Annotated in this window: 20 protein-coding genes; 18 read left to right on the top strand and 2 right to left on the bottom strand. The window is 49.2% G+C overall.

Annotation, left to right across the window (positions count from 1 at the left end; all coding sequences use genetic code 11):
* From KFO40_RS21915 to KFO40_RS21895, 5 genes are all read left to right on the top strand, one after another.
* Positions 1 to 560: hypothetical protein (locus KFO40_RS21915; protein WP_410489909.1), on the top strand; the 560-nt coding region annotated here is incomplete at its 5' end.
* Between the two features lie 217 nt (positions 561 to 777).
* A complete protein-coding gene (locus tag KFO40_RS21910) occupies positions 778 to 1,131 on the top strand; it encodes a helix-turn-helix domain-containing protein (RefSeq protein ID WP_018709308.1) in 354 nt (117 codons plus the stop codon).
* Positions 1,115 to 1,531 carry a helix-turn-helix domain-containing protein gene (locus KFO40_RS21905; protein ID WP_211146806.1) on the top strand — a complete coding sequence of 139 codons (417 nt, stop codon included), beginning with the start codon at positions 1,115 to 1,117 and terminating at the stop codon, positions 1,529 to 1,531. The genes KFO40_RS21910 and KFO40_RS21905 overlap by 17 nt, the downstream gene beginning before the upstream one ends.
* Before the next feature lie 177 nt (positions 1,532 to 1,708).
* Positions 1,709 to 3,637 carry a DUF4099 domain-containing protein gene (locus tag KFO40_RS21900; RefSeq protein WP_211146803.1) on the top strand — a complete coding sequence of 643 codons (1,929 nt, stop codon included), beginning with the start codon at positions 1,709 to 1,711 and terminating at the stop codon, positions 3,635 to 3,637.
* 147 nt (positions 3,638 to 3,784) lie between these two features.
* Positions 3,785 to 5,920 carry a type IA DNA topoisomerase gene (locus KFO40_RS21895; RefSeq protein ID WP_211146802.1) on the top strand — a complete coding sequence of 712 codons (2,136 nt, stop codon included), beginning with the start codon at positions 3,785 to 3,787 and terminating at the stop codon, positions 5,918 to 5,920.
* 181 nt (positions 5,921 to 6,101) lie between these two features.
* Here KFO40_RS21895 and KFO40_RS21890 read toward each other — a convergent pair whose 3' ends face one another.
* The gene (locus tag KFO40_RS21890; RefSeq protein WP_005650118.1) at positions 6,102 to 6,452 is read right to left on the bottom strand and encodes a hypothetical protein; all 351 of its coding nucleotides are present in this window, start codon (positions 6,450 to 6,452) and stop codon (positions 6,102 to 6,104) included.
* Positions 6,453 to 6,514: 62 nt separating this feature from the next.
* Here KFO40_RS21890 and KFO40_RS21885 point away from each other — a divergent pair, with 62 nt between their 5' ends.
* The 13 genes from KFO40_RS21885 (at position 6,515) to KFO40_RS21825 (ending at position 25,391) form a co-directional block, all read left to right on the top strand.
* Positions 6,515 to 6,964, top strand: coding sequence for a DUF1896 family protein (locus KFO40_RS21885; RefSeq protein WP_118528774.1), 450 nt, complete (start codon positions 6,515 to 6,517; stop codon positions 6,962 to 6,964).
* Positions 6,954 to 13,070, top strand: coding sequence for an N-6 DNA methylase (locus KFO40_RS21880; RefSeq protein ID WP_211146801.1), 6,117 nt, complete (start codon positions 6,954 to 6,956; stop codon positions 13,068 to 13,070). The genes KFO40_RS21885 and KFO40_RS21880 overlap by 11 nt, the downstream gene beginning before the upstream one ends.
* Positions 13,071 to 13,423: 353 nt before the next feature.
* Positions 13,424 to 13,954: a Crp/Fnr family transcriptional regulator gene (locus KFO40_RS21875; RefSeq protein WP_248005615.1), complete on the top strand. Its 531-nt coding sequence runs from the start codon at positions 13,424 to 13,426 to the stop codon at positions 13,952 to 13,954.
* A 9-nt stretch (positions 13,955 to 13,963) separates the two neighbouring features.
* A complete protein-coding gene (locus tag KFO40_RS21870) occupies positions 13,964 to 14,527 on the top strand; it encodes a Crp/Fnr family transcriptional regulator (protein ID WP_211146799.1) in 564 nt (187 codons plus the stop codon).
* A gap of 415 nt (positions 14,528 to 14,942) precedes the next feature.
* Complete coding sequence (locus KFO40_RS21865) at positions 14,943 to 15,338, top strand: hypothetical protein (protein WP_211146798.1); 396 nt, start codon at positions 14,943 to 14,945, stop codon at positions 15,336 to 15,338.
* A 281-nt stretch (positions 15,339 to 15,619) separates the two neighbouring features.
* Positions 15,620 to 16,348 carry a hypothetical protein gene (locus KFO40_RS21860; protein ID WP_244074845.1) on the top strand — a complete coding sequence of 243 codons (729 nt, stop codon included), beginning with the start codon at positions 15,620 to 15,622 and terminating at the stop codon, positions 16,346 to 16,348.
* Positions 16,349 to 16,407: 59 nt separating this feature from the next.
* A complete protein-coding gene (locus tag KFO40_RS21855) occupies positions 16,408 to 18,684 on the top strand; it encodes an outer membrane beta-barrel family protein (RefSeq protein ID WP_211146797.1) in 2,277 nt (758 codons plus the stop codon).
* A 108-nt stretch (positions 18,685 to 18,792) separates the two neighbouring features.
* Positions 18,793 to 21,201 carry a hybrid sensor histidine kinase/response regulator gene (locus KFO40_RS21850; RefSeq protein WP_211146804.1) on the top strand — a complete coding sequence of 803 codons (2,409 nt, stop codon included), beginning with the start codon at positions 18,793 to 18,795 and terminating at the stop codon, positions 21,199 to 21,201.
* A complete protein-coding gene (locus tag KFO40_RS21845; protein ID WP_211146796.1) occupies positions 21,189 to 22,499 on the top strand; it encodes a sigma-54-dependent transcriptional regulator in 1,311 nt (436 codons plus the stop codon). Before KFO40_RS21850 ends, KFO40_RS21845 begins: the two co-directional genes overlap by 13 nt.
* Before the next feature lie 286 nt (positions 22,500 to 22,785).
* Positions 22,786 to 23,238 (top strand): dihydrofolate reductase family protein, encoded by a 453-nt coding sequence (locus KFO40_RS25915; RefSeq protein ID WP_005650177.1) that lies wholly within the window; start codon positions 22,786 to 22,788, stop codon positions 23,236 to 23,238.
* A gap of 219 nt (positions 23,239 to 23,457) precedes the next feature.
* Positions 23,458 to 24,075 carry an RteC domain-containing protein gene (locus tag KFO40_RS21835; protein WP_211146795.1) on the top strand — a complete coding sequence of 206 codons (618 nt, stop codon included), beginning with the start codon at positions 23,458 to 23,460 and terminating at the stop codon, positions 24,073 to 24,075.
* Positions 24,076 to 24,163: 88 nt separating this feature from the next.
* The gene (locus tag KFO40_RS21830) at positions 24,164 to 24,643 is read left to right on the top strand and encodes a Panacea domain-containing protein (RefSeq protein ID WP_211146794.1); all 480 of its coding nucleotides are present in this window, start codon (positions 24,164 to 24,166) and stop codon (positions 24,641 to 24,643) included.
* Positions 24,612 to 25,391 (top strand): hypothetical protein, encoded by a 780-nt coding sequence (locus KFO40_RS21825; RefSeq protein ID WP_211146793.1) that lies wholly within the window; start codon positions 24,612 to 24,614, stop codon positions 25,389 to 25,391. Before KFO40_RS21830 ends, KFO40_RS21825 begins: the two co-directional genes overlap by 32 nt.
* A 179-nt stretch (positions 25,392 to 25,570) precedes the next feature.
* Here the strand turns inward: KFO40_RS21825 and KFO40_RS21820 are convergent.
* Positions 25,571 to 26,948: TraM recognition domain-containing protein (locus KFO40_RS21820; protein WP_248005612.1), on the bottom strand; the 1,378-nt coding region annotated here is incomplete at its 5' end.

Below are 26,948 nucleotides of genomic sequence, written 5' to 3'. Positions count from 1 at the left end.
AAATAGTTAAGACTAAAGCAGAACATAAGCTACAAGAGAAACTTGAAAAGATTGAACAAGATAATAAATCACTTAAAGAAAATGTTACGAGCATAGAGAAACAAATAAAAGAATCATCTGATAAGATGGCAGAAAAAGATCAACGTATTTCAATCTTAGAACAGCATTTGGAATCGGATAAGAATCAAAAAGCTAATTATGAAAAGGATATAATTAAGCTACAAAATGAAAATGAAAAGTTGCAACTTTGTATAAATAAAAGAGATACACTTAAAAAGAAAAGAAGAACCTTGGTTTGGTTATTATTGATAATCGCATTAATTGTATTCTTAATCATTTGTTTTTTTATTTCTTCAAAAACTGATAATAACGTGATGGGGTATTTTCTCTTATGGATTGATGGATTAGAAGATACTCAAAAAGTGGTAATTAGATCTATTTTAGGGTTTATTGTATCTTTAATTCTCTTTCCTTTAATAAAAAAATCTTGGAGTGCTTTTCATGACTGTCTGGTCCTGAATAAAGAAATAAAAGATTTGGTTAAGACTCTAAAGATGTAGTTTTGATAAGCGAAGCAATTTAAATAAGATTGTTAATGAATCAGGCGGCTTCATCCGTGCTTTAGTGCCGGATGGAGCCGCTTTTTTTGTGCCCGTATGCGGGGAAAACGGGGATTATGGAAGAAAAATAAGGAAAATCATTCCCTACTATGGAAATACTATGGATTGTGCCTGCGCGGAGTTGCGCACCTTTGCAGCGTAACCAATACGGAAGGATATGGAAATAATAACGATGGACAATGAGGTCGTGAAGACGATGATGGAGAAGATAGACCGCATAGCGGACTATGTTTTCAAGAAAGACAACGTGCCGAAGGAAGAAGCGGAAATCCTGCTGACGAGCGAGGAGGCGGCGGACTTGCTGAAAATCAGCACGAGGACACTGCAACGGATGCGAAAGGACAAGACTATTCCCTACATGATGGTGAGAAGCAAATGCCGGTACAGACTGACGGATCTGGAGGAATGCGTGAGACGGAAAATCGTACACTGCAATCCCAAGACGCTGGAGGAGTTCAAGCATAACTACCTGATGACCAGAAAGGAGGCGGATGATGGAAGGGATTGGTAAGGATGTGTTCGAGGAATGGATGAAGCACCTCATGGAACGGATTGACCGGCTGGACAGCATCATATCGGTACTGATAAACAAGGAAGCGGCGGGCGTGAAGTACATGGACGGAGAACGGCTGTATGACAATCAGGACCTGTGCGAGATGCTGAGAACGAGCAAACGGTCGCTACAGCGGTTCCGCAGCGAATACGGACTGCGCTACCAGAAAATCAGCCGCAAGACCTACTACAAGGAATCGGACGTGCTGGAGTTTATCAGCCGGAACATGGAAGAGGTGACGCTGGACGGCAAAAAGGTGCTGAAAGTGAAGGAAGGAACGGGAAAGAAAGCTCCGGGCAAAACGGCGAAAGGGAAAAAAGGAGGCAGAAGGAATACCGGGACTGACAAACGCACGTAAAACGGAGGCGAAAAGAGAAACCGGAAGTGGATGGTGAACCGGATGTAAACGGAAAGCTGATGGCGAGCCTGATGCAAACCGGGACTGAAAGGTGAACGGGAAACCGGAACAAAAAGAAAAACAGACCTGCACGGGAATACCGGCAGGACTATCATCAAACAATAAAAAAATCAATCAATGGAACAGAAAAAGAAAAAGCAAGAGGATGTACTGGTCGTCCGCGACGAGAAGACGGGTGAAATCAGTGTGGTTGCCGGACTGGATGCCAGGGGCTATCCCAAGAGGGCACAGGCAAAGGCGGAACACTCGCAGGAGTTTTTGCGCTTTGACCGCCACGGGGATGCGATAGACAATTTCATGAGAAATTTCTACCGCCAGTGTAAGGAGCCGACACGATTCGGTTTCTACAGGGTGGCAGCGGACACGGTGGAAGCTCTGCTTCCGGTTATCAAAGACCTGCTGAAAGACCCTGTGGCGAACGCTGATCTGCTCGCACCGCACAAAGTGGATACATCGGCGTACCAGCAGGCTGAGGAACAGCAGGCTACTGAGGAGGCGAAAAAAGAAAATTCCGAAACGGAGGCTGAAGAACAGCAGGTTGCGGAGGAGGTGAAAAAAGAAAATTCCGAAACGGAGACTGAAGAACAGCAGACTACGGAGGAGGTGAAAAGAGAAAATGCTGAAACGGAGACTGAAGAACAACAGACTGCGGAAGAGGTGAAAAAAGAAAATGCCGAAACGGAGACTGAGGAACAGCAGGCTGCGGAGGAGATGAAAAGAGAAAATGCTGAAACGGAGTCTGAGGAACAGCAGGCTGCGGAGGAGGTGAAAAGAGAAAATACGGAAGAAAACAATGTGGAACAGAAAACGGACGAGAAAATGGAAGAAATGAAACAGAAAAATCAGGAACAGCAGCCGCAGGCGGCGGAAACGCAGACGGCACAGGGACAGCAGCCTGCACAGGAAGGGCAAGCGCAGGCAAAACCGGAGAAACCGAACCTGATTGCGGACAGAGATGTGGACTGGAAGGAACTGGAACAGTTCGGGGTGAAAAGGGAAAACCTGTCTGAAAAGGACATGAAAGCCCTGATGAACTACGGGAAGACAAGGCTGGTGACGGTGGAACCGGTGCTGGGCGGAGAACGCTACGAGCTGCAAGCCCGACTTTCGTTGCAGAAAGCGGAGGACGGAAAGCTGAAACTTACCCCCCACTTCGTACGCCATGAGCCGAGACTCGACGTGCCATACAACGGCTATACATTCACGGACGAGGACAAGCAGGCACTGAAACAGACGGGCAACCTGGGCAAGCTGGTGAACGTTGCCGATACGAAGACCGGAGAGATGCGCCTGGCGTACGTCAGCATAGACCGACTGACGAATGAGATTGTGGACGTACCGACGAACAAAGTGCGCATCCCGAACCGGATCGGACTGACGGAACTGTCGAAGGCGGAACAGGAAATCCTGCGTGCGGGGCTGGCACTGCCCAAGGAGGTGACACTGAAGGGCGGGCGCAAGTTCGAGGCCATGCTGCAGGTGAACGCTGACAAGCGCGACGTGGAGTTTGTGCCGGAGCATCTGTGGCAAGGACAGTCGCAGCGACGCGGAAACGGACAGGAGAAAAAACAGAAAAGCCCGGAAGCCCCGGATGCTACCGGACAGCAGCAGAAGGAAGACGGGAATCAGGAGAACGGACAGCGGCGCAACCGCTCGTGGACGAACGAGGACGGAAGCATACGTCCGATAGGCAAATGGAAGGACGACAAATTCACGGAACAGCAGAAGGCGGACTATGTGGCGGGCAAGGTCGTGGTGCTCGCCAACGCGAAGGATGACAAGGGACAGCCCTGCACAAAATACCTGAAGTTCGACCGTGAGAAAGGCAGACCGCTGACCTATTCGGAAAACCCTGACCTGGCACAGACCGTTGCCCCGTCGAACGAGAGCCGTACACAGCTTGCGGTGAACAACGAGGGCAAGACGAACGAGGCAACCAGACATGTGAAGGAGCCGCTTCAGCAGGGACAGACCGCACCGAAGGACGACGCCCAGAAACAACAGCAGGAAAAACCGAAGAAGAGCAAAGGCATGAAGGTATCCTGAGTGCCACCACTAAATCCATTACAAGAGAATAAACAACGGATTGAAACGGGGCCTCATGCGCCATGTACCGCATATCCCACGGATAACCGGCGTACCCCGTTCCACTCCACAAGGAACAAAAGTATCAATGATTAAAACAGAAAATGTATGATTACCATATTGGCAGAAAAACCGAGCGTGGCGCGTGAGATAGCACGCATCGCCGGAGCAACAAGAAAGGAAGAAGGATTTTATACAGGAAACGGCTACCATGTGACATGGGCACTGGGACATCTGGTACAACCTGCCCTGCCTGAGGGCTACGGCTTCAAGGGATTCAGCAGGGACAGCCTGCCGGTGATACCGGAGGAGTTCATGCTGATACCCCGCCAGGTAAAGACGGACAAGGGCTACAAGGCGGACGCGGCAGCGGTGAAACAGATAAAGGTGATAACGAAACTGTGGAACGAGAGCGACGGCATAATAGTGGCAACGGACTGCGCACGCGAAGGGGAACTGATATTCAGATACCTGTATGCCTATACGGGCTGTACGCTGCCCTTCCGCCGCCTGTGGATAAGCTCGCTTACGGACACCGCCATCCGCAAGGGATTGAAGGAACTGAAGGACGGGCATGAATATGACGACCTGTATCTGGCGGCAAAGGCACGCAGCGAGGCGGACTGGCTGGTGGGCATCAACGGCACGCAGGCACTGACCGTAGCCGCCGGACGGGGCACATATTCGGTAGGACGCGTACAGACACCCACGCTGGGTATGGTCTGCAAGAGGTACTGGGAGAACAGACGCTTTACACCGGAACCGGTACACCAGCTGCATTTCTCGGTGACACCGGCGGGTACGGATACGGTAGTGAAGTTCTCCTCGGTAAAGAAATGGCAGGACAAGGAAGAGGCGGCTGCATCATACAATAAGGTAAAGGCGAAGATGTGCGCCACCGTCACCAAGGTGGAAAAGAAGGAGAAGGTGGAGAACCCGCCGCTACTGTACGACCTGACCACACTGCAGAAGGAGGCGAACACGAAACACGGATTCACGGCGGAACAGACGCTGGAGCTGGTACAGAAGCTCTATGAAGCGAAGCTCGTCACCTATCCGAGAACATCGAGCCGCCATATTCCGGAAGATGTGTTTGCTGAAATACCGCTGCTGTTTGAACGGCTGGCAGGACACTCCGCCCTTGCGGAGAAAATCGGGGAACTGGGGGAACTGAACCGTCGTTGTGTGGATGCCTCGAAAGTGACTGACCACCATGCCCTGCTGGTGACGCCCAACCGCCCGCTTGCCCTGTACAAGAACGAGCAGATCATCTACGACATGATTGCCGGACGCATGGTAGAGGCATTTTCGGAGGAATGTGTGAAGGATACGGCTACCGTAGTAGCGGAGGTGGTGCCGGACGCAGGCGAAAGATGCGAGGGCCTGACATTTGAGGCGAAAGGCTGCATCGTGCGCAAGGCAGGCTGGCGCGGCGTGTACGGAGAGTACGGCGAGGACAGCGGCAATACGGCATTGCCGGACTGGGCGGAAGGCGACACACTGGTGATGGCGGGATGCTCGATGAGTTCGGGCATGACCCGACCGAAACCGCTGCATACGGAAAGTTCGCTGCTGGCAGCGATGGAGACCGCCGGACGCGACGATGTGGAGGATGAGGAGGCACGCCAGGCCCTGAAGGACTGCGGTATCGGCACACCCGCCACACGTGCCGCAATCATCGAAACGCTGCTCAGAAGGGAATACATGGTGCGTGTGAAGAAATCGCTGGTGCCGACGGAGAAAGGGCTTGCCCTGTATTCCATTGTCAAGGAAATGGACATCGCCAATGTGGAGATGACCGGACGCTGGGAAGCGGAACTGGCAAAGATAGAACAGGGAAAGACACCGCATGAGGCTTTTATGAGGGACATAGAAAGCTATACCCGCAAGATTACCACGGACCTGCTTGCGTGTGACCGTATTTTCGGGCACAAGGCATCGGGCTGTACCTGCCCCAAATGCGGCACGGGCACGATGCAGTTCTACGGCAAGGTTGTGCGCTGCGACAATCCGGACTGCCTGCTGCCCGTGTTCCGCCAGATAGCGGGCAAGACACTCACCGACGAGGAAATGACCGGTCTGCTGACGGAAGGAAAGACGGCGATGCTCGGCGGGTTCAAGAGCAAGCAGGGCAAGCCCTTCAGCGCTGCGGTGACTTTTGATGCGGAGTTCAATACGAAGCTGGTGTTTGCGGAGAGCAAAGGCGAAAGAAAAGGTACGAAAACGAAAGGAAGAAGAAAATAATGAGTAATTTTGCCACTGATTCATGTCATAATCTGTTTCAACCTGGTTGTACTTTTTATTTACATGGATTTAGTGGTGACTGATTGTCGGCTGCACTCGGCATAGTTCTGACAAGTCCGACTCTGCCCTCATTTGCACGACAATTAGTGGTGGCACCCGGAGGGATACCGGGTGCCTTTTTCTAATCTTCCATCCAGCGATATTTGCGCGTGTATCCACCCTCCGTTTCAAAAATGCGGTCATCATCTGATAATACGCTTTTCAATATATGTCCAGCATCTTTGGCTGCTTGCTCAAAAGCGTAATCATGAGGTTTGCCAGCATTTATGTAACGGAAATACAATACTCCAAGTGGATAATGTTCCCAATAATAATTATCTCCACCGATAAAATCTCTTGCTGAGAACCATTCTCCCTTGCGATTTTTACACCAGCAATAAACGGCTCCTTGTAAAAAATCTCTTATACGCTGCATGTCGCTTGCGCTGATTCCATGAACAACTTTAATGGTTGTATTATCTCCTTTAAGCATATGGTTTTATATAAAAATTCTAATTGCAAAGTTATCAATAAATCCACTAAATCCATCATAAAATGAAACAGAACAAGAAAACCGCTCCGGCGGAGCTGTCCTACTACGGGCTGTATCTGCTGGACTATCTGAGAAAATATCATCCGGACAAAGTATCAGACACCCCATTCATTACAGGAAGGGAGGAAGCCGCTTCGGAAACATTCGAGAAGGAAAGGACGGCGGGAAGTACGGTGGAAGCCGCACAGGAGGAAGCCATGCGCGTCCTGCTCGAAGGGCTGCACTTCTCCCCCTATGCACTGCTGCTTGAGGTGGTGGAAAACGAGTTTTCCGAAGAGGTGCAGGAACAGGAACGCGAGGCGTTCTGCCGGGAGATATTCCCGCATCTGAAAAACCTGTTTGCCGGCTATCCCACAACGGACGACACATTCGCCCTGTCGCCCGAACACGACCTGCTCTATACGGAGCTGACGGGTGCGATAATGCTTTATCTGGAGGCTTATGGCGTTTAACAAGAAGCAGAGGCTCAGGGAAAACATCGAGGCGATACGGACGGCATTCACACTGGAGAAGGAACAGCGCACGCCCACCGCACGGGAACGGGCGCTGCTGGAGAGGTACTGCGGCTTCGGGGGACTGAAGTGCATACTGAATCCCGCCAGGGAACTGACGGATGCCGTACACTGGGCGAAATCAGACCTCGAACTGTTTGCCCCGACGGTGGAGCTGCACCGTCTGATACGGGAGAACAGCCGGGACGAAGCGGAGTACAGGCGGTATGTGGACTCGCTGAAGGCATCGGTGCTGACGGCATTCTATACGCCGCAGGCCATTGCGGACACCATAGCGGACGTGCTGCACGACCGCAAGGTACGCCCAAGGCTGGTGCTGGAGCCGTCGGCGGGTATGGGCGCGTTTATCAGCCCGGTATTGTCGAACAATCCGCAGGCGGAGGTGATGGCATTTGAGAAAGACCTGCTGACGGGCAAGCTGCTGGGCTGCCTGTACCCGCAGCAGAAGATACGCACGGAGGGGTTCGAGAAAATAGAAAAGCCGTTTCTGAACCATTTTGACCTTGCCATCTCCAATATCCCTTTCGGGGATTTCGGAGTGTTCGATGCGGAGTTCAGCCGCAGCGCATCCTTCGGCAGACGTTCGGCACAGAAAGCCATCCATGACTATTTCTTTCTGAAAGGTCTGGATGCGGTGCGTGACGGCGGCATCGTGGCGTTCGTCACCTCGCAGGGGGTGCTGAACAGTTCGAGGGTTTCCGTCAGGAACGAGATGTTCAGCAAGGCGAATCTGGTATCGGCAATACGACTGCCCAACAACCTGTTTACCGACAATGCAGGCACGGAAGCCGGCAGCGACCTGATCATCCTGCAAAAAGACCTGCAAAAGAAGGGACTGACACAGGAGGAACGGGTTCTGACCATCATACAGACGGAACATAACGGCGGACTGACGGACAACGCCTATTTCGCCTACCACACGGAACGTATCATACATACCGATGCGAAGAGGGGTACCGACCCGTACGGAAAACCGGCGATGGTATATACGCACAGCGGAGGTGTGGAGGGTATTGCCATGGACCTGTACAGGATGCTGTCGGAAGACCTGTCGGCACGGCTGGACATGGAACGCTACAACGGCATGGGGCATGAAAAAGAGGATGTGCGGCAGAACATTGCCGTACAGACTGAGGGTATTGAGGTGAAAAGAGAAAACTCCGCTTCGGTTGCGAGTGAACTGGAGGAGGCGAAAAGAGAAAATATCCATCCGGCTGAGGGTGAACGGGCGGAGGTGAAAAGAGAGAACTCCGCTTCGGCTGCGGGTGAGCTGGAGGAGGCGAAAAGAGAAAATACCCATCCGGTTGAGGGTGAGCGGGCGGAGGTGAAAAGAGAAAACTCCACCTCTGTTGCTGGTATAGCGGACGGGACAAAACGGGAAGAAAACAGTGTGCAGCCGAAAGCGCAAGCGATGACCGGCATGTCGCAGGAAGCGCAAAGCAGACAGACGGGAGGAACGGTAATGGACCTGTATGACCTATTCGGCTATACGCAGGAGGAAAGACGGATGGCTGAACAGGGCCTGAAACCGGACAGGAAGAAAGGCGGAAAGTACAAAGGGAAGAAACCCGTGCAGCCGACACTGTTCTCCCTGCCAGCGGAGGATACGGAAAGGACAACGGACAAGGGAAATGCGGAAGCGGTTGCCGGCATCACCCCGGAAGAGGCACGCGAAATGGACGAAATCATACGCGGCGGAACGGATGCGCCGACGGCTGCCGAAACGGAGGCGGCTGTCCCGACAACGGAAAAGACGGGACCCGGCACCGCAACGGAAGAATCCTATGACCCGGAAGATGAAGTGTACCGCAGACTGGACTGGGAAACGAACCCGCCCATCAACGGATTCTATGAAATGATGATGGACCTCACGCCGGAACGACGTGCGGAGTTGCGCCGGCTGGGAAAGACGAAGATGGAGGCCAACGCCGCCAGACAAGCGGCCGGAACAACGGAGGCGAAAAGAGAAAAAGCCGATGCGGGGAAAACGGCGGAAACGCAGGATACTACTGCTACGGTAGTCTATCCGGTGGAAAACGGATTTGAGGCGGAAAGAAAGCGCCGGATTGCGGAGGTGGAAGAAGCCATGCGCCGTGAGGAAGCCGCCCTGACACCGGAAGAGCGGCAGCGCAAACGGGAGGAGGAAATGACGCCGCGCCCGTTCAAGGGCATACTGGAGCCGCACCTGAAGGACGGCTCGCTGGCATGGGAATACACGGCAGGCGTACGGTTCCAGGTGGGTGTGCTGAAGGATGTCACCCGCTACGGCGCCACATTCCAGCCGCTGGACATGGACGGGATGCAGGCACAGAAGGCACAGCTATACATAGACCTGCGCAACACCTACGAGCGGCTCTATGCCTACGAAGCGGAGAAGCACGAGGAGAATGAAATGCTGCGCCGCCACCTGAACACCTACTATGACGAGTTCGTGATGCGGTACGGTTGCCTGAACGCCAAGCAGAACGTGAAGCTGCTGATGATGGACGCTTCGGGGCGCAACATGCTGGCACTGGAACGCAGCGAGGGCGGCACGATGGTGAAGGCGGACATATTCGACCGCCCCGTTTCCTTTTCGCAGGAAACGGCAGTCGCCGCGGATTCGCCGGAGGAAGCCCTGTCCGCCTCGCTGAACCTGTATGGCGGAGTAAACCTGCCCTACATGGAATCCATCTGCGACATGCCGCAGGCGGACATGCTGGAAGCACTGAAAGGACGGGTATTTTACAACCCGCTGGCAGAGGGCTACGAGATAGCCGACCGCTTCATAGCCGGGAACGTGGTACAAAAGGCCGCCGATGTGGAGGAATGGATAAGCGGACACGGGGAGCACGGGATGCTGCCGCAGGCAAGGGAGTCGCTGGAAGCGCTGAAAGAAGCCATGCCGGAACAGATTCCGTTTGAGGAACTGGACTTCAACTTCGGGGAACGATGGATACCCACGGGCGTGTATGCCGCCTACATGAGCCGTCTGTTTGACACGGACGTGCGGATAAGCTACTCGGAGAGCCTTGACGAGTATTCGGTGGCGTGCGGCCACAGGACGATGAAAATCACCGACGAGTTTCTGGTGAAGGGGTACTACCGCCACTATGACGGGATGCACCTGCTGAAACACGCCCTGCACAACACCTGCCCCGACATGATGAAGAAGGTCGGCGAGGACGAGAACGGGAACGACATAAAGGTGCGGGACAGCGAGGGCATACAGCTGGCAAACGCGAAGATTGACGAAATCAGAAACGGATTTACGGAATGGCTGGAAGAGCAGTCGCCGGAGTTCAAGAAACGGCTGACGGACATGTACAACAACAAGTTCAACTGTTTCGTGCGACCGAAATATGACGGCTCGCACCAGAAATTTCCGGAACTGAATCTGAAAGGACTGGGAATCACAGACCTATACCCCAGCCAGAAGGACTGCATCTGGATGCTGAAACAGAACGGCGGAGGAATAGCCGACCACGAGGTAGGAACCGGCAAGACGCTGATCATGTGCGTGGCAGCGCATGAGATGAAGCGTCTGGGACTGGTGCACAAGCCGATGATTATCGGACTGAAGGCGAATGTAAGGGAGATAGCCGAATGCTACCGCACGGCATATCCCAACGCAAGAGTGCTGTATGCCTCGGAAAAGGATTTTGCCGCATCCGGCAGGGTACGCTTCTTCAACGACATACGGAACAACGACTGGGACTGCATCATCATGAGCCACGACCAGTTCGGGAAGATACCGCAGTCGCCGGAGCTGCAGCAGCGGATATTGCAGGCGGAGCTGGATACGGTGGAGGAAAATCTGGAAGTGCTGCGCTCGCAGGGCAAGGACGTGTCGCGTGCGATGCTGAAGGGACTGGAGAAACGCAAGTTCAACCTGCAAGCCAAGCTGGAGAAGGTGGAACATGCGATAAAGTCGAGGACGGACGATGTGGTGGACTTCAGGCAGATGGGCATCGACCATATCTTCGTGGACGAGTCGCACCAGTTCAAGAACCTGACGTTCAACACAAGGCATGACCGTGTGGCGGGTCTGGGCAACTCGGAAGGCAGCCAAAAGGCACTGAACCTGCTGTTTGCCATCCGCACCATCCAGGAGCGGACGGGAAAGGATCTGGGGGCGACGTTCCTGTCGGGCACGACCATCAGCAACTCGCTGACGGAGCTGTATTTGCTTTTCAAATACCTGCGCCCGAAGGAGCTGGAAAGGCAGGACATACGATGCTTTGACGCATGGGCGGCAATCTTCGCCAAGAAGACGACGGATTTCGAGTTCAATGTGACGAACAACATCGTGCAGAAGGAGCGCTTCCGCTACTTCATCAAGGTACCGGAGCTGGCGGCGTTCTACAACGAGATAACGGACTACCGCACGGCGGAGGATGTGGGCGTGGACCGTCCGCACAAGAATGAGATACTGCACAACATACCTCCCACGCCCGACCAGGAACATTTCATCAAACGGCTGATGGAATTTGCCAAGACGGGCGACGCCACGCTGCTGGGACGCGGAAAGCTGTCGGAAACGGAGGAAAAGGCGAAGATGCTCATCGCCACGGACTACGCAAGGAAGATGGCACTGGACATGCGCATGATAGACCCGGCGTATGAAGACCACCCGGACAATAAAGCGAGCCACTGCGCAAGGATGATAGCGGAATACTACCGCAGGTATGATGCACAGAAAGGAACGCAGTTCGTGTTTTCGGACCTGGGGACGTACCAGTCGGGACAATGGAGCGTATATACCGAGATAAAGCGCAAGCTGGTGGAAGACCACGGCATACCGGCACACGAGATACGCTTCATACAGGAATGCAAGAGCGAGAAGTCAAGGAAAGCGGTGATCGAAGCGATGAACGAGGGATATGTGCGTGTGCTGTTCGGCTCGACCTCGATGCTCGGCACGGGCGTGAACGCCCAGCGCAGGGCGGTGGCCATCCACCACCTGGACACGCCGTGGCGTCCGTCCGACCTCGCCCAGCGTGACGGACGGGCGGTGAGAAAAGGCAACGAGATAGCGAAGCTGTACGCCGACAACCGGGTGGATGTCATCATCTATGCGGTGGAAAAATCGCTGGACTCGTACAAGTTCAACCTGCTGCACTGCAAGCAGACGTTCATCAGTCAGCTGAAGAGCGGCGCGATGGGCGCGAGAACCATAGACGAGGGAGCGATGGACGAGAAGTCGGGCATGAATTTTTCGGAATACATGGCGATACTGTCGGGAAACACCGACCTGCTGGACAAGGCGAAGCTGGAGAAGAAGATTGCCTCGCTGGAGGGTGAACGCAAGTCTTTCAGCAAGGGCAAGCGCGAGTCCGAACTGAAACTGGAGGGAAAGACCGGAGAACTGAGGAACAACCAGGCCACCATAGCCGCCATGACGGAGGACTGGGAGAAATTCACCGCTGCCGCCCGGACAGACCAGGAAGGCAACCGGCTGAACCTGCTCAGGATTGACGGGCTGGATTCCACCGACGAGAAGACAATCGGCAAGCGTCTGCAGGAGATAGCCAGGAATGCCACGACCGGCGGACAGTATAAGCGAGTGGGCGAACTGTACGGCTTCCCCATCGAGGTGGTCAGCGAAAGGACACTCAAAGACGGGCTGGAGTTCTGCGACAACCGATTTGTGGCGGCGGGCAACTACAGGTACAGCTACAACAACGGGCATCTGGCGATGGCTGACACACACGCCGCCGCCATGAATTTTCTGAACGCACTGGAGAGGATACCGGGTATCATCGACCAGTACAGGAAGAAGAACGAGGTGCTGGAGCGGGAAATCCCGCAGTTGAAGGAGATTGCCGGAAAGACATGGAAGAAGGAGGACGAGCTGAAACAACTGAAGTCCGAACTCGCCGCACTGGACCGCAAGATACAGCTGGAGCTGGCTCCGCCGACGCCGGAAAGTACGGAAGAGAACCGGCAAGGCAGCGAGAAGAAACAGACGGAACAGCAGCCGGAAAGCCCGCACGTGGACTTCGTGCGCAGCCATCTGGTTATCGGAAGACCGGGGCTGACGGAACCGAAGGGCATGAAGCTATAAATTCAACAATTATTATGGATAAATTTTCTGATTTTTCATAGATAGATTGATATGATAAATATGATAAAATAAACAAAAATTCATAATCGGATATTTATTGCTTTTAAGAACAACAAATAAGAGTCTTATTATCTATACATTTAATAGGACTCTTTTTTTGTTATGTTAAATTACGAAAATATATAGTACTTATTTTATATGTCTAAACATGTAATAATTATTTTTAATAGTCTATTATACTTGCTGTTATACTAATTTATTAGTATGTAATATGTATCTTTGCAGATAGTTGTTCTATTGATAATTGAATTGTAGAAATGGCCAATTTTAATTCTTTTGTAGACAAATTAGACATGGAATTTTGGCATGAGATTTGTGCTAAAAACGGTAAACTGTGTCATTACAAAAAAGGAGAATTCTTTGTGCAACAGGGGGATGTTATACGATATATGGGAATCGTGAAAGAAGGATATTTTAAATATGTCGTAACAGATTCAAAGGGTAACGAACATATAACCGGTTTAGTACTGCCAGGAACGTTTGTAGGTGATTATTTAAGTACTACAAAAAAAATACCATGTATGACCAGTATTGTTGCTGCAACAAATGTGGAGGTTTTGGTATGTGACCGTGAAATAGTTTATAAAATATTCAATGAAAACAGAGAACTACATCAGCTATTTTCAGATTCATTGTTCCATAATTGTTATACGGAGTATCTGAATACACACCGTTTATCACCCAAAGAACGCTATATTGCTTTATTGAAAAGATGTCCTGATATTCTTCAAAATATATCGATTAAAGAAATCGCCTCTTATTTGAATATTACACCAACCTATCTCAGCCGTATACGTAAAGAAATTACTTTTGAGAACAAATGATTTTATCAGATGAACGAGTTCAATACATACCTAAATGACTTAGACTATTCTTTTATTAAAGATTTATGCGAAAGGAAAGGGAAAGTGCATACTTATCGTAAAGGAGATTTTTTTATCCGTCAGCATGAAAAAAAGCGTTTTGCGGGATGGGTAGAAGATGGAACCTTTCAATATACCCATATTGACGAAGAGGGAGAAGAACACATTGTAGGGTATTCGTTTACAAATGAATATGTATGTGACTATTCCTCATTTATGAAAGGCAGCTTGTCATTGGTAAGCATTCAAGCAATAACTGATTGCTCCGTTTATGAAATATCACACCATGATATGATTGAATATTGGGAAACGAATATGGAAACCCAACGGTTTGGAAGATGCGTAGCTGAAAATCTATATGAAATGGTATATGAACGGTTGATCGATTCGTATTGCAGCCCTGAAATACGGTACAAAAGACTGATGGAGCGTTGTCCAAACCTGAAAGAAGCAGTTCCTTTGAAAAACATTGCTTCATTTTTGGGGGTTACTCCTGAAACTGTCAGTCATATACTCCTGAAACTGAGGAAATAGTTTAATTATTTTAATGTTTAGTGAGAAAGGTCTTGAAATATTTCAAGGCCTTTTTCTTTTTTCTTCTGTACTTTACATTTCAAAAATCAACGTATAATTAAAGTATGGGTAGTATATGGTTATATTTAGTAGGCATAGTCTTCTACACGGTCATTGATAAAGTTGATAAGAGAAAAGCAATGATTCATCTTAGAAGTCATTTGAAAAGTTTTCTTGAAGGATCAAAGGAGGGAAGAAAATATAGAAACATAGTCCTCAGAAAAAGGTGGAATATAATTTTGTCTGAATTTCTCAAACTAGTTTGAGAACTGCGCCGATTTAGGTCAGTACTTTTGCAAAAGATATAATCTATTTTGATATACGGCTTTTCTGATTTTGGAATGACTTATTTTACAAATAATAAAAACTTAAAATTATGAAACGGTTAATTTTCTTATGTTTGGGATTTTTATGCTTTATCCCTGTTCAACTGGAAGCAAGAAAATATTTTTGTGAGATTAAAGGAACAAGCAAAACTTTATCAGCTGGCCTGAAGATTGTTTTTGACTTTGGTGAGAGTCCTGTGTACTCTATATGGAACGGTCTTAAAGGCAAGCAGAAACTGGTGGATGAGAATGGTAAGGAAATAGACTTCAACAGTATGGTAGATGCTGCAAATTATATGTCGGAGAAAGGATGGAACTTTCAGCAGGCATATACTTCATTCTATGAGGGTTATGTAATACATCATTGGATTTTTTATAAGGAGGCAGATTCTCGGGAAGAAGCTGGAACAGGAATTATGACCAAAGAAACATATAAACAGAAGTGATAAAAAGTCATAATGAAACTATCTTATAATACCGAAAGAAGTGAAAGTTAATAAAAGAGTATATAGCATTATGAGCTTTGCCTATAATTATGAGAACAATATGTTAAGATAGGTACAAAAAATAATGGTTATGAAATTACTGGAAACCAACAAAGATAATAAGGAAAATTTATTCGTTTATCCTTAGAAATAGGTTTCTGTATATTTCTTGCTGCGCTTCCTATATAATTCGCTGTAATGATAGAATAACCATGATTGTATGGTATTAATCTAATAAAAATGTGAGAACAGAATCATATAAAGGTACATCAAAAACGGAAAGGTATTATGATATGAATATCATTCATTTTTTTTGTGAGTTTAAATTGTTTTTACACAATGATTTTGTGATATTTATTGCCTTCTGTTTTTTTTCGAATCTTCTTTGTGCACAAACTGTATGGACAAAAGAAGATTCCATTCATCTGTCTAAAATATTGGAAAGTGAAAAGCCTATCATCATAAACAGCGATTTAAAAAATGAACTGGAGAGAAGCTTTAATTGTGAACTTATAAAGGAAGATCGCAGTTCTTGGAACGATTTCATATTGGGTATAAAATCATATGATTTAGTAATGCCGAAATTTCAAACCATAAATATGGAACATATCTTTAAGGAGCACATTACAATTAAGCTTTTTAATTTAAAAAGCGAATATTTAAAATATAATAAGTTTACAATTGACAGTAATATAGATTCAGATAGTTATACGAAATATTTACAGCGAAATACGCAGTTATCTTACCCATTGAACGGTAAGTTGCAATTCAATATGTCTGGAAGCTATACTATAGACAGATTACAGAATCCAATACTTCCTACAAATTCTGCCCCTTATACCATAGGAGTAGGATTATCATTTAAGCTGAAAAATAATATTGTGATTGGTCCTCAAATGAGCTATCAGTATAATATAATACAAAAAAGGTGGGAATTGATGGGCGGAATTAAATGTACAATATTATTCTGACTGGAATGAAGTTGAAGGAATTAAAATAATATTAGCATTACTATAACAATTATCTAAAAATGATTTGTAAAAGATTTGTAATATGTACCTTGATATGTGTAGGGCTTTCGTTTCCTGTTTTTAGTCAGACAATAGGGAAAGTAGTAGATACAAATAAGCATCCGGTTGAAGGTGCTACCATTGTCATGCAGTTGCCTGATTCTACTTATTTGGGTGCAGCCATATCTGCAGCTGACGGTACATTCATGCTTGAACCCGAGCCGGAGAATTATCAGCTAATCGTCCAGCATCTGCTTTATCAGACCAGACAAGTTAAGAGTCAGGCGCGTGATGTCGGTATTATTATTTTGGAAGCACAAGACTATAATTTGGAGGAAGTGGTTATTAAGGGAGAAAAACCATTAGTCAAAGTAGAAAACGGACGGCTTGGCTATAACCTTTCAGTGCTCTCTGAAAAACAAGTAGTAAACAATGCATACGAGGCTATAGCCAAACTCCCGGGTGTGCAGGAGAGTAGCGGAATACTTTCTCTCGCTGGAGCAAGTTCTCTTACCATTGTGATGAATGGTAAGCCTACAACCATGACAGCAGAGCAGTTGGAAATATTGTTACGCAATACGCCGTTGGATCGTGTCGAGAAGGCTGAAGTCATGTACAGTGCCCCTCCTGAACTCCATGTTCGTGGAGCTGTAATCAATGTGGTGATGAAACGCTCTAATGATTATTCATTTCAAGGAGAATTGAATACTTATTATCAGAACAGATATTTCAACAGTGGCGGTGCAAACGGGAATATCCGTTTCTCTACTCCAAAATTCACTTTAGATGTAATGTATGGAGCAGACAATGTAAAAACTATAGAATATACAGAACTGTTCTCCAGACACACCTTTAACGACAATGTATATGAAATAACACAGGAAGAGAAACTGAGTTCCAAAAGCTGGATGCACAATGTGAGAACTGCTTTGGTATATAACATCAACGAAAAGAATCATCTGAATGTAACCTACACGGGAAGTTTTACTCCTGACGGACATAACCGCAGTATAGCAGACGGAAGTTTCCAGCAGTCCAACCTTGATAAGTTTACGGACAATAAGATGAACAATATAACAGTGCAATACAGTTCTGGTATCGGTCTGGAAATAGGCGGTGATTACACACGTTACACTTCAGACAATAACCAGACCATGTTCACGCAACTATCTGATAAAAACGAAAACTCATACACACTGACTGGTGGCCAGCTAATAGACCGCTATTCAATTTATGCAGACCAGAAACATAATCTGACAAACAACTGGGGCATCGGTTACGGAGTAGCCTATCGTTATGCGAAAGATTATGATTTTCAAACATATAATAATGTAACAGGTAATATACAAACCGAAAATACAGAAGCCAAACTTAATGAACAGACAGCCAGTTTTTATTTTTCACTGAATAAAAACTGGACAACCGGCACTTCGTTTTCTATTTCTGCTACAGGAGAATATTACGCTATTGATAACTATCACAAATGGGCTATTTATCCGCAAGCTTCACTGACATACCTAAAAAGCCCGAAACATATCTTTCAACTGTCTTTATCAACAGACAAAACTTATCCGGGTTACTGGGATATGCAGTCATCCGTTACATATCTGAACGGATATTCCGAACTTCAGGGGACTCCGGGATTGCGCCCCATGACCAACTATAACCTGAACGGTACATACATTCTGAAACAAAAATATATTTTCGGACTGTTCTACACACATACGTCCGATTACTTTGCTCAATCTCCCTACCAAGCGACCGACCGTCTGGCATTAATATACAAGAACACCAACTGGAATTATATGCGTATGATAGGTACAAATATCATTCTGCCTTTCAGCATTGGAAATTGGTACGACGCAAGGCTCACACTTGTTGGTATGCAGGCACGACAAAAATGCGACCAGTTTTTTGACGTGCCTTTTGACCGCAAGAAATGGATGTTTGTCGGAACACTTGACAATACCTTCAAAGTAGGCAAGAATCTATCCTTGGAATTGACAGGAAACATACAGACACCTTTCATTCAGGGAACACTGGATCTCGCCAGTTCATTCAATCTTACAGCAGGAGTGAAATGGAACTTTGCCAAAGATAAATTCTCGCTTACAGCACGTTGCAGCGATATATTCAACTCCAGTATGCCGGATATGAAGGTTCGCTTCAAGGGACAACATTTGGACATGAATACCGGATTCTACACCCGTACCATATCTCTGAACCTCACATACCGTTTCGGAGGATATAAAAAACAGGAAGTGAAAGGAGTGGATACATCACGATTCGGACATTAATTGGTATTTTAGTTATATTATATCAAAAATAAGATTAGATGATTTACTCTATTCTTTATGTTTATAATAAATATCGTAAAACATAGTTGTGAATAAGAATTAATGTTAATATACAACAATACATTTTCAAGATGGAAGGAATCCCTCCACCTGAAAATCCTGTCGGGCTATCTCATACTGGGACTGCTCGTACTGGGCATCATCACGGCTGTATGGCACGAAAAGCAGGTATTTGAGCAGGCAGAGGCAGAGGAACGCAGCCTGCTCATGCAGCGTGCTGCCGCCAGCGAAGCATACCGGGGACTGATCACACTGTTTCTGGACAATGACCGCGCAATGCTGTGGGACGACTCGGACATGGATACATACGACCGGCGGGAATCGCACACGATGGAGGTGATAGACCGGCTGAAAGGCTACTACGGAGAACCGGCACAGACGGCAAGGATAGATACGGTAGTAAGGCTGCTGCACGAGAAACGCAGGCTGATCGAGCGGATGGTGGATATGCCGACCACGGCGTACCGCATGGACAGCCTGCTGGAACGCCACCTGCCCGGACTGGAGCAGACGGCATCGGTACGGACAACGACAGTGACGGAACGCACCGAACCGGAAGAGGAAAAGAAACGGGGCGGGCTGTTCGGCCTGTTCCGCAAGAAAAAGAAAGAAGAACCGGCACGCACGACCACACGGGTAAGCACGACACCCAACACCCGGCACATTGCGGAGATGCGGCGGTTTGAGGAAGAGATGCGTACGGCACTGGCAGAGCAGGAACAGGCATTCTCCCATCTGTCGGACTCACTGAAAATACGCAACAGCATACTGAACCGGAACCTTTCGAGGCTGATACGGGAAATCGGACAGGACGAGACGGAACGCATGGAAGAAAGGCACATGCGGGTGGCGGAACTGAGAGAAACGGCATTCGTACTGATATGCGGCATATCGGCGGCAGGTATCCTGTGTGCGGTGCTGCTGTATGCAGTAGTCCGGAGGGACATCCGCCGCCGAACCAGAGACAGAAAACAGCGCGAGGAACTGATAGAGACCCTGCGCCGGTCGGTCCGGGAGAATGAAGAGCTGATAAAAAGCAGACAGAACATCATGCAGACGGTGACGCACGACCTGCGCTCACCGTTGACCGCCATACGCGGCAATGCGGAACTGATACTGAAGGACGGGAACCGGGAGACAACGGCGCTGCACGCGGAGCATATACGGCAGTCGGCAGAGCGTATGGGGTCACTGATGGAGAACCTGCTGGACTACTACCGCATAGACAACGGAAAGGAGACCGTCAGGGTGAAGCCGTTCAGACTGGCGGGAGTGGCGGAAACGCTGGAAACGGAGTTTGCCGCACGGATGGAAGAGAAACGGCTGGAGTTCAAAGTGAACAACGCCGCTGACGAGGTGGTCATGGGCGACAGAAACCTGATACTGCGTATCGGCAGCAACCTGCTGTCGAACGCACTGAAGTTTACGGAACGCGGGGGCGTGACACTGACCGCCCTGTATGCCGGAGGGAAATTCACGCTTGCGGTGGAAGATACCGGAGGAGGAATAGACAAGGACAAACGGGAACAGATATTCAAGCCGTTCGAGCGGCTGAGCAATGCCGCCACGCAGGACGGATTCGGGCTGGGACTGTCGATAGTGAAAAGCCTTGCGGAACTGATGGAGGGCAGCATATCGGTGGAGAACATACGGAACACGGGCAGCCGCTTCAGCGTGGTGCTGCCGCTGCCCCAGGCGGAGAAAGTCGGAGAAACAGTCCGCAAGGCAGCAGCGAGGCGGACAAGACTGGGCGGATGTTCGGTGTTGTCGCTGGACAACGACAGCATCATACTGGGGATGATACACGACATATTCGTGCAGAACGGGGTGCACTGCGACACCTGCACGAGCACGGGGGAAATGGCGGAGAAGCTGCGCGAGGGACACTATGACCTGCTGACCACGGACCTGAAAATGCAGGACGCAAGCGGCTACGAGGTGTTAGAACTGCTCCGCACGTCGGACATAGGCAACTCACGCACCATCCCCGTGATGGTGGTGACCGGCTCGAAAAGCATCACGAAAGAGGAGCTGGCAGGTGCGGGCTTCGGCTCGGTGCTGTACAAGCCGTTCTCCATCGACGAACTGCTGGCAGCTGCGGAAGAATGCATCGGTGAGGACAGCACCCCACGCATAGACCTCGGTCCGCTGTTCGCATACGGCGACAAGCGGCAGAGGCTGGAATGTCTGGTCAGGGAGACGGAGAAGGAAATGGCCGCCATACGGGAGGAAGCGGAAAGGTGTGATAGGGACAGGCTGGACTACTGGATACACCATATCCGCAGCTCGTGGATGCTGATACATGCCGAAGGGCCGCTGCAGGAGCTGTATGACGTGCTCCACGGAAACGGGACGGCAGAAGAAATCAGGGAGTATGCCGGAAAGGTAACCGGTCAGGGCGAAACGATTATCCGGCTCGCCCGAAAGGAAATGGAGAAAACGGTATGGGAAGAATAATAGTGATAGAAGACAACCCGGTATTTCGCGACCATGTCTGCGGAATGCTGGAGAAGGCAGGCTACAAGACCCGCACGGCATACGACTGTGCCGGGGCACGGAGGCTGCTGGAGGAACTGGACGATGGGGACATCATCGTGTCGGACCTGCGTCTGCCCGACGGGGAATGTACGGAAGTGCTGGTGCGGATGCGGGAAGCGGGTATCAGAAACCCGTTTGTCATCATGACCGACTATGCGCAGGTCGCGTCGGCGGTCAGCTCCATGAGGCTGGGAGCCGAGGACTATATCCCCAAGACCCTGCTGCAGGAAAAGCTGCTTCCGAGGATAGGTGAGCTGATACGCAAATCGGAAAGAAGGCATACCATGCCCATACTGGAGCGCAGAAGTGCTGCATTCCGGACCATCGACCGGCGTATCTCACTGGTAGCCCCGACGGACATAGGTGTGCTGATACTTGGAGAGAACGGCACTGGCAAGGAACACGTAGCAGAAAAGATACATGCGCAGAGTACCCGGCAGAAAGGTCCGTTTGTCGCGATAGACTGCGGTATGCTGACACGGGAGCTGGCGGCATCCGAGCTGTTCGGATACGAGAAAGGCGCGTTTACGGGAGCCACAACCGGAAAGAAGGGCTGCATGGCAGAGGCTGACGGCGGCACGCTGTTTCTGGACGAGGTGGGCAACCTGCCCGCTGAGGTACAGCAGAAACTGCTGCGTGCGCTGCAGACCAAATGCTACCGTCCGACGGGCTGCACCCGCGAACGGAAAGCGGATGTGCGCATCGTGGCGGCGACCAACGAGAATCTGGAGAAGGCAGTGGAGGAAGGACGTTTCCGGCGGGACCTGTATCACCGCCTGAAGGAGTTTGTCATCAAGATACCGCCGCTGCGGGAATGCCGGGAGGACATACTGCCCCTTGCGGAGTTTTTCCGGGAGCTTGCCAACGAGGAACTGGGACGGCATACGGAAGGATTCGACAAGGAGGCGGAAAAGGAACTCATGAGGCGGATGTGGGCAGGAAATGTGAGGGAACTGAAACAGACGGTGCGTTCCGCCGTCCTGCTGACGGAAGGAAGGCTGATAGGAGCCGACAGGCTGGAAGCGGAAAGTATGGCACAGGCAGGCAGTTCCCTGCTGCTGAAAGACGGGAATGAGGAAAGGGAACGCATCGTGCGGGCGCTGGCACAGGCGGACGGGAACCGCGAAATGACTGCCGGACTGCTGGGTATCAGCCGCACGACCCTGTACAACAAGATGAAAGAATACGGTATCATGCAGAAAAAGAGCGAAAAATGAGAAAATCTCGACTGAAAATCCTATCTTTGCATGAACATAGGAGAAAAACGGTACTGAGAAACACGGTTTCCCGTACCGACTAAGATATAGTATAGAATAAGACCGCAAGGCGTTCTAATGGAAATCTGGTAAATTTCGACATCGGGAGCGATTGCGTGATGCTTATGCTATGCCTTGGCATAGCGTGCATTCGCGTATATCTCCCGATAGGCTTTACCAGAGCCTCCATTAGAGATAACGTGTATTGCACGCTATTTTTTATTTTACGGCTTCCGGTCGCAACAGAATGACCGCTATGGCAAAAGTCCGATTACTCGCCGTCCTGACGATGGACGGCTGTCCGGCAGAAACAACCGGTCTGTCCGGGCGATGGCTTGGTTCCGACCAGTACGGGATAGGTGCGCTGAAAGAGGCTGCCACCTGCGTCCTGACAGAAGACACGTCGCTTACACTCCTCTCCAACCGGATGGAAAACACCGGCGATTCCCTGAACTATCTGATAGAAGCAACCGAAAAGACAGCAGGTATCATCAACGGCATGATACGGATGCGGCTTGTGGATGAAATCATCCTCTACATGGTTCCCGTCATTGCGGGAAACGGCAGCAGGCTGTTCCAGTCGTCGCTGCCCGAAAGCGAATGGACATGCACGGGAAGCAGACAATGGAAGGACGGCATGGTACGGATAGCCTACGGACGGAAAACACCCCGCCAACGGGTGGTGACGTTCGGAAAATGAACGTCCGGGACGTTCAAAAAGTGAACGTACGTTCAGATTCTGAACAAAAAATGAGGCGTCGGGAAAAGTTCCAAAAAATATTTTCAGCAAATATTTCACTGAATATCAGTGTGATATATTCATACGAAAAGAAAAACGCTCCCACAGGACCGCTATTTGTCCCATAGTTTTATGTGCGCACACTTCAAACCAAGTGTAATAACATAAAACTGAAAGAAAATGGAACACCTCATATTGACAGAAACAGACTTCTTCCGTCTGATAGACAACCCCGGCTCTACCGGACTGGGAACCGCATACAACGAGTTTACGACCACAGTCGTATCCCTGTGCAAGGAAAGGGAAAGTGTCTGCCGGACTGTTTTCGCACTGAGCTATGCGGAAACGGAACTGCAATATCACGATGCCATGCAGGAGACGGACTCCAGCCGCAGCATGTATGTGAGAAAGGCGCTGTCGTTCGTGCGCAAGATACTGAAATATTATCAGGTAGGGCTGCATCGGGGCGGAGCCTTTGACGGAGGCGAAAAGACAAACCAAAGGCAGGACGAAGCCGCAGCGATGCAGTGGACGGGAAGCACGGCCGAGCTGGTGGAACTGATTTACGGTCTGGACGAAATGAAGCTCATCAACGGAGGGGAAACGGGCATCAAGGAGCTGCTGGCGAGATTCTGCCGCATGTTCGGTGTGGAGATAAAGGAGAACCAGTGCTACAACACCTATGCGGACATCAAGCGGCGGAAGAACGAGAGCCGGACGTATTTCTTTGACAGAGCGGCGGAACGGCTGAACCGCAGGATGATGCGGGACGAGGAGGCGGAACGGAAGAGGCGGTAAAAAAATAAAAGGGCTTAAAAATCAAAGATTTATTTGTAAATTAGGGGAAAAACCTCTACTTTTGCAAAAAATATAAAATCATATAAATATGAACTCAATACATGATGTCGCTGATTATATTATCCTGAAAGTAAAATCTGAGGATGAAACAGCTTCTTTAATCAACTTGAAGCTGCAGAAGTTATTGTATTATGTTCAGGCATGGTCCTATGGTATAAATAAGAAACCAATGTTTGAAGGTGAGTTCGAGGCTTGGATTCATGGTCCTGTAAACAGAGCTATCTATGACCGATTCAGTCCAACCAAATATCTGTATTCAGAAATCAATATCGCTGACTGTAAGAATAAAGAAGTGAAATTCTCAGACGAAGATACTGAGTTTATAGATTTCATTCTTGAAAATTATTTGAAATACAGTGGTGCTGAGCTGGAAAGATTATCACACAATGAAAAGCCTTGGCTTGAAACAAGAGGTGACCTTGGTGTGAACGAGCGTTGTGACAAAATTATTGCTCCAGAACTTATGATGGACTATTATGGGAAAAAGTGGGAAGAAATTAACTCTTGATACACCTAAATATGGTAATAAGTCACTTGTTACCGCCAGTCAGGAAAAAGATATAAAGAAAAGGAAACTGATGTTTTCCTTTTCTTTTTTTAAGCAGATAAAACATTTCGAACTTGATGAATGTTCAAAAGAATGGCATATCGGACTATTGGAAAGGCTTCAAACTCTTGGGAACATGACCTTGCAGGAAATACTGGAAGATAACAAAGGAAGCAAGGCTTTGCGATGTCATCCGATAGACTGGAATGCAAAGAATGTACCTATCCAACGTAAAGATCTCAACTGGCTACCGAAGGAAATACTTGATAATGAAGAGGATTTTCCTATGATGCAAATTGCAATATCTACAAGTACAGGTCGTATCGTAGGATATATAGACAGGGATTCTTCCATATTCCATATAGTACTTCTTGACCCCAAACACAATATACAGCCATCCAAAAAGAACGATTATCAGGTACAGCCTACACAAAAAGCAGTGTCCCAATATGACGAGTTGTTGAAGAAACTTGAACTGGTAAGGGATATAGTAAAAGATTGCAAGGATAAAGATTGCAAGCTTCATGAACATATTGAATCAATGGATAAATTGCATCAGAACATTGTCTATATAGGGCTTGACGATGATTTTTATGACAAATATCAGGAAATCCTTAAAAAACATTCTTTGGAAGAGATTTTTGAAACCGGAATAATGGAAATGATGGATGAAGATGAGAAAACAAAAGATTCCGGAGATGATAATTAAAATAAAAACAGACAGTATTAACTAAAAGACAATAGCCCTCCCAAGCAAGCCGAAAGGCAGCATGCTTGGGGGCGTTTTTTATTTATAACGGAAACAGACAAAAAAGGAAAATCCGTAACACGACAGGGAAAGGCTGTACGTGCTACGGATTTTCTCTTTTCATCTGACTATATTTCCGGTTATCTGCCGTTGAGGAGGTATTGCAATTCGGGGTCGGACTGTATGCGCTGCAACTCGTCGGCGACAATCTGCCGGACCTCGGCACGGATACGGTTGTAGTTATCCTGGATCATCTCCTTCATGCGGTCGTTGCCATCGGCATCGGTAAAGTCGGTGATGACGGGTATAGGCCGGTAAGCCTGTTCCTCACGTTTCACTTTCTCGGCATCGACCACAATCTCGCAATGGAAAATCTTCTGTTCGATGCGCTCGTCGTAGTTGTCGGCGACGGCTCCCACGAACATGCCCTGCGTGAGCGTGGAAATCTTGCTTGCCGGGATAAGGCTCTCCATCTGCGTATTGATGGAAGTGGACTTGTCCTCGCGGTTGATGGTGATGCTCTGCCGCCTCTGGAGAATCTTGCCGAAACGCTCGGAAAGGGTCTTGGCGGTCTCGCCCACGACCTGACCGGAAAAGATGTTGCCGACGGTGTTCATGACCACGGCGGCCTCCTTGTCGCCGTAGTCACGCTTGAGCTGGGAAAAGTCCTGAAAGCCCAGCAGGGTGGAAACCTTGTTGCTTCGGGCGGTGGCAATCAGGTTGTCCAGCCCCTTGAAGTAAATCGTGGGCAGCTCGTCGATGATGATGGAGGACTTGAGCCTGCCCTTCCTGTTGACGAGCTTGACGATGCGCGAATTGTACAGCCCCAACGCCGCCCCGTAGATATTCTGGCGATCGGGATTGTTGCCGACACAGAGAATCTTCGGCTCGTCGGGGTTGTTGATGTCGAGTGTGAACTCACTGTCGGACATGACCCAGTAGAGCTGCGGGGAAATCATGCGCGAGAGCGGAATCTTCGCCGAGGCTATCTGTCCGGCGAGCTGTTCCATCGCTCCGCCCTGCCATGCGTCCATGAACGGGGAAAGGTAGTTTTCCAGTTCGGGGTAGCTGGTCAGAATGGGAAACACGTCCTCGTAGCGGCGGTTGAGCAGCTCGATGGCATGGGGAAAGGTGCAGTATTTCCCGTCCTGATAGATACGGAGGAACCATATCACGGCGGCGAACAGGATAATCGGAGATTCGACAAAGAAGTCGCCCTGCTTCTGCACCCAGGTCCTGTTCAAATTGAGCATTATCGTGTAGGCACTCTCGTAGGCATCGGTGATGTCCTCCATGAAATCCGGGTGTATGGGATTGCAGCGGTGTGAGCGCCGCGGGTCGTCGAAGTTGATGACGTAGAACTTCGGCCTGACCCTGTATGCGTCCATGTGGTTCAGCAAGTGGTTGTAGGCGATGGTGGAAAGGTCGGGATATTTGAAGTGTAGGCTAAGTAGCCAGCGCCGTGCCATATTGCTATGGTCGGTTTCCGAAAACTCGCCTCCGAACCGGACGTACACC

It is taken from the genome of Bacteroides sp. 1001302B_160321_D4 (assembly GCF_015667765.1).
GTDB lineage: Bacteria > Bacteroidota > Bacteroidia > Bacteroidales > Bacteroidaceae > Bacteroides > Bacteroides xylanisolvens.
The sequence above is the reverse complement of the archived record's forward strand: the minus strand, read 5'-3'. Positions and strand labels throughout refer to the sequence as shown.

What these genes read in the sequence shown, in the direction of transcription:
- KFO40_RS21880 (WP_211146801.1), top strand. Translation starts at nt 6,954, where the DNA reads ATGGCGTTTAACAAGAAGCAGAGGCTCAGGGAAAACATCGAGGCGATA.
- KFO40_RS21855 (WP_211146797.1), top strand. Translation starts at nt 16,408, where the DNA reads ATGATTTGTAAAAGATTTGTAATATGTACCTTGATATGTGTAGGGCTT.
- KFO40_RS21900 (WP_211146803.1), top strand. Translation starts at nt 1,709, where the DNA reads ATGGAACAGAAAAAGAAAAAGCAAGAGGATGTACTGGTCGTCCGCGAC.
- KFO40_RS21905 (WP_211146806.1), top strand. Translation starts at nt 1,115, where the DNA reads ATGGAAGGGATTGGTAAGGATGTGTTCGAGGAATGGATGAAGCACCTC.
- KFO40_RS21870 (WP_211146799.1), top strand. Translation starts at nt 13,964, where the DNA reads ATGAACGAGTTCAATACATACCTAAATGACTTAGACTATTCTTTTATT.
- KFO40_RS21865 (WP_211146798.1), top strand. Translation starts at nt 14,943, where the DNA reads ATGAAACGGTTAATTTTCTTATGTTTGGGATTTTTATGCTTTATCCCT.
- KFO40_RS21845 (WP_211146796.1), top strand. Translation starts at nt 21,189, where the DNA reads ATGGGAAGAATAATAGTGATAGAAGACAACCCGGTATTTCGCGACCAT.
- KFO40_RS21885 (WP_118528774.1), top strand. Translation starts at nt 6,515, where the DNA reads ATGAAACAGAACAAGAAAACCGCTCCGGCGGAGCTGTCCTACTACGGG.
- KFO40_RS25915 (WP_005650177.1), top strand. Translation starts at nt 22,786, where the DNA reads ATGACCGCTATGGCAAAAGTCCGATTACTCGCCGTCCTGACGATGGAC.
- KFO40_RS21890 (WP_005650118.1), bottom strand. Translation starts at nt 6,452, where the DNA reads ATGCTTAAAGGAGATAATACAACCATTAAAGTTGTTCATGGAATCAGC.
- KFO40_RS21825 (WP_211146793.1), top strand. Translation starts at nt 24,612, where the DNA reads ATGGGAAAAAGTGGGAAGAAATTAACTCTTGATACACCTAAATATGGT.
- KFO40_RS21830 (WP_211146794.1), top strand. Translation starts at nt 24,164, where the DNA reads ATGAACTCAATACATGATGTCGCTGATTATATTATCCTGAAAGTAAAA.
- KFO40_RS21910 (WP_018709308.1), top strand. Translation starts at nt 778, where the DNA reads ATGGAAATAATAACGATGGACAATGAGGTCGTGAAGACGATGATGGAG.
- KFO40_RS21875 (WP_248005615.1), top strand. Translation starts at nt 13,424, where the DNA reads ATGGAATTTTGGCATGAGATTTGTGCTAAAAACGGTAAACTGTGTCAT.
- KFO40_RS21895 (WP_211146802.1), top strand. Translation starts at nt 3,785, where the DNA reads ATGATTACCATATTGGCAGAAAAACCGAGCGTGGCGCGTGAGATAGCA.
- KFO40_RS21835 (WP_211146795.1), top strand. Translation starts at nt 23,458, where the DNA reads ATGGAACACCTCATATTGACAGAAACAGACTTCTTCCGTCTGATAGAC.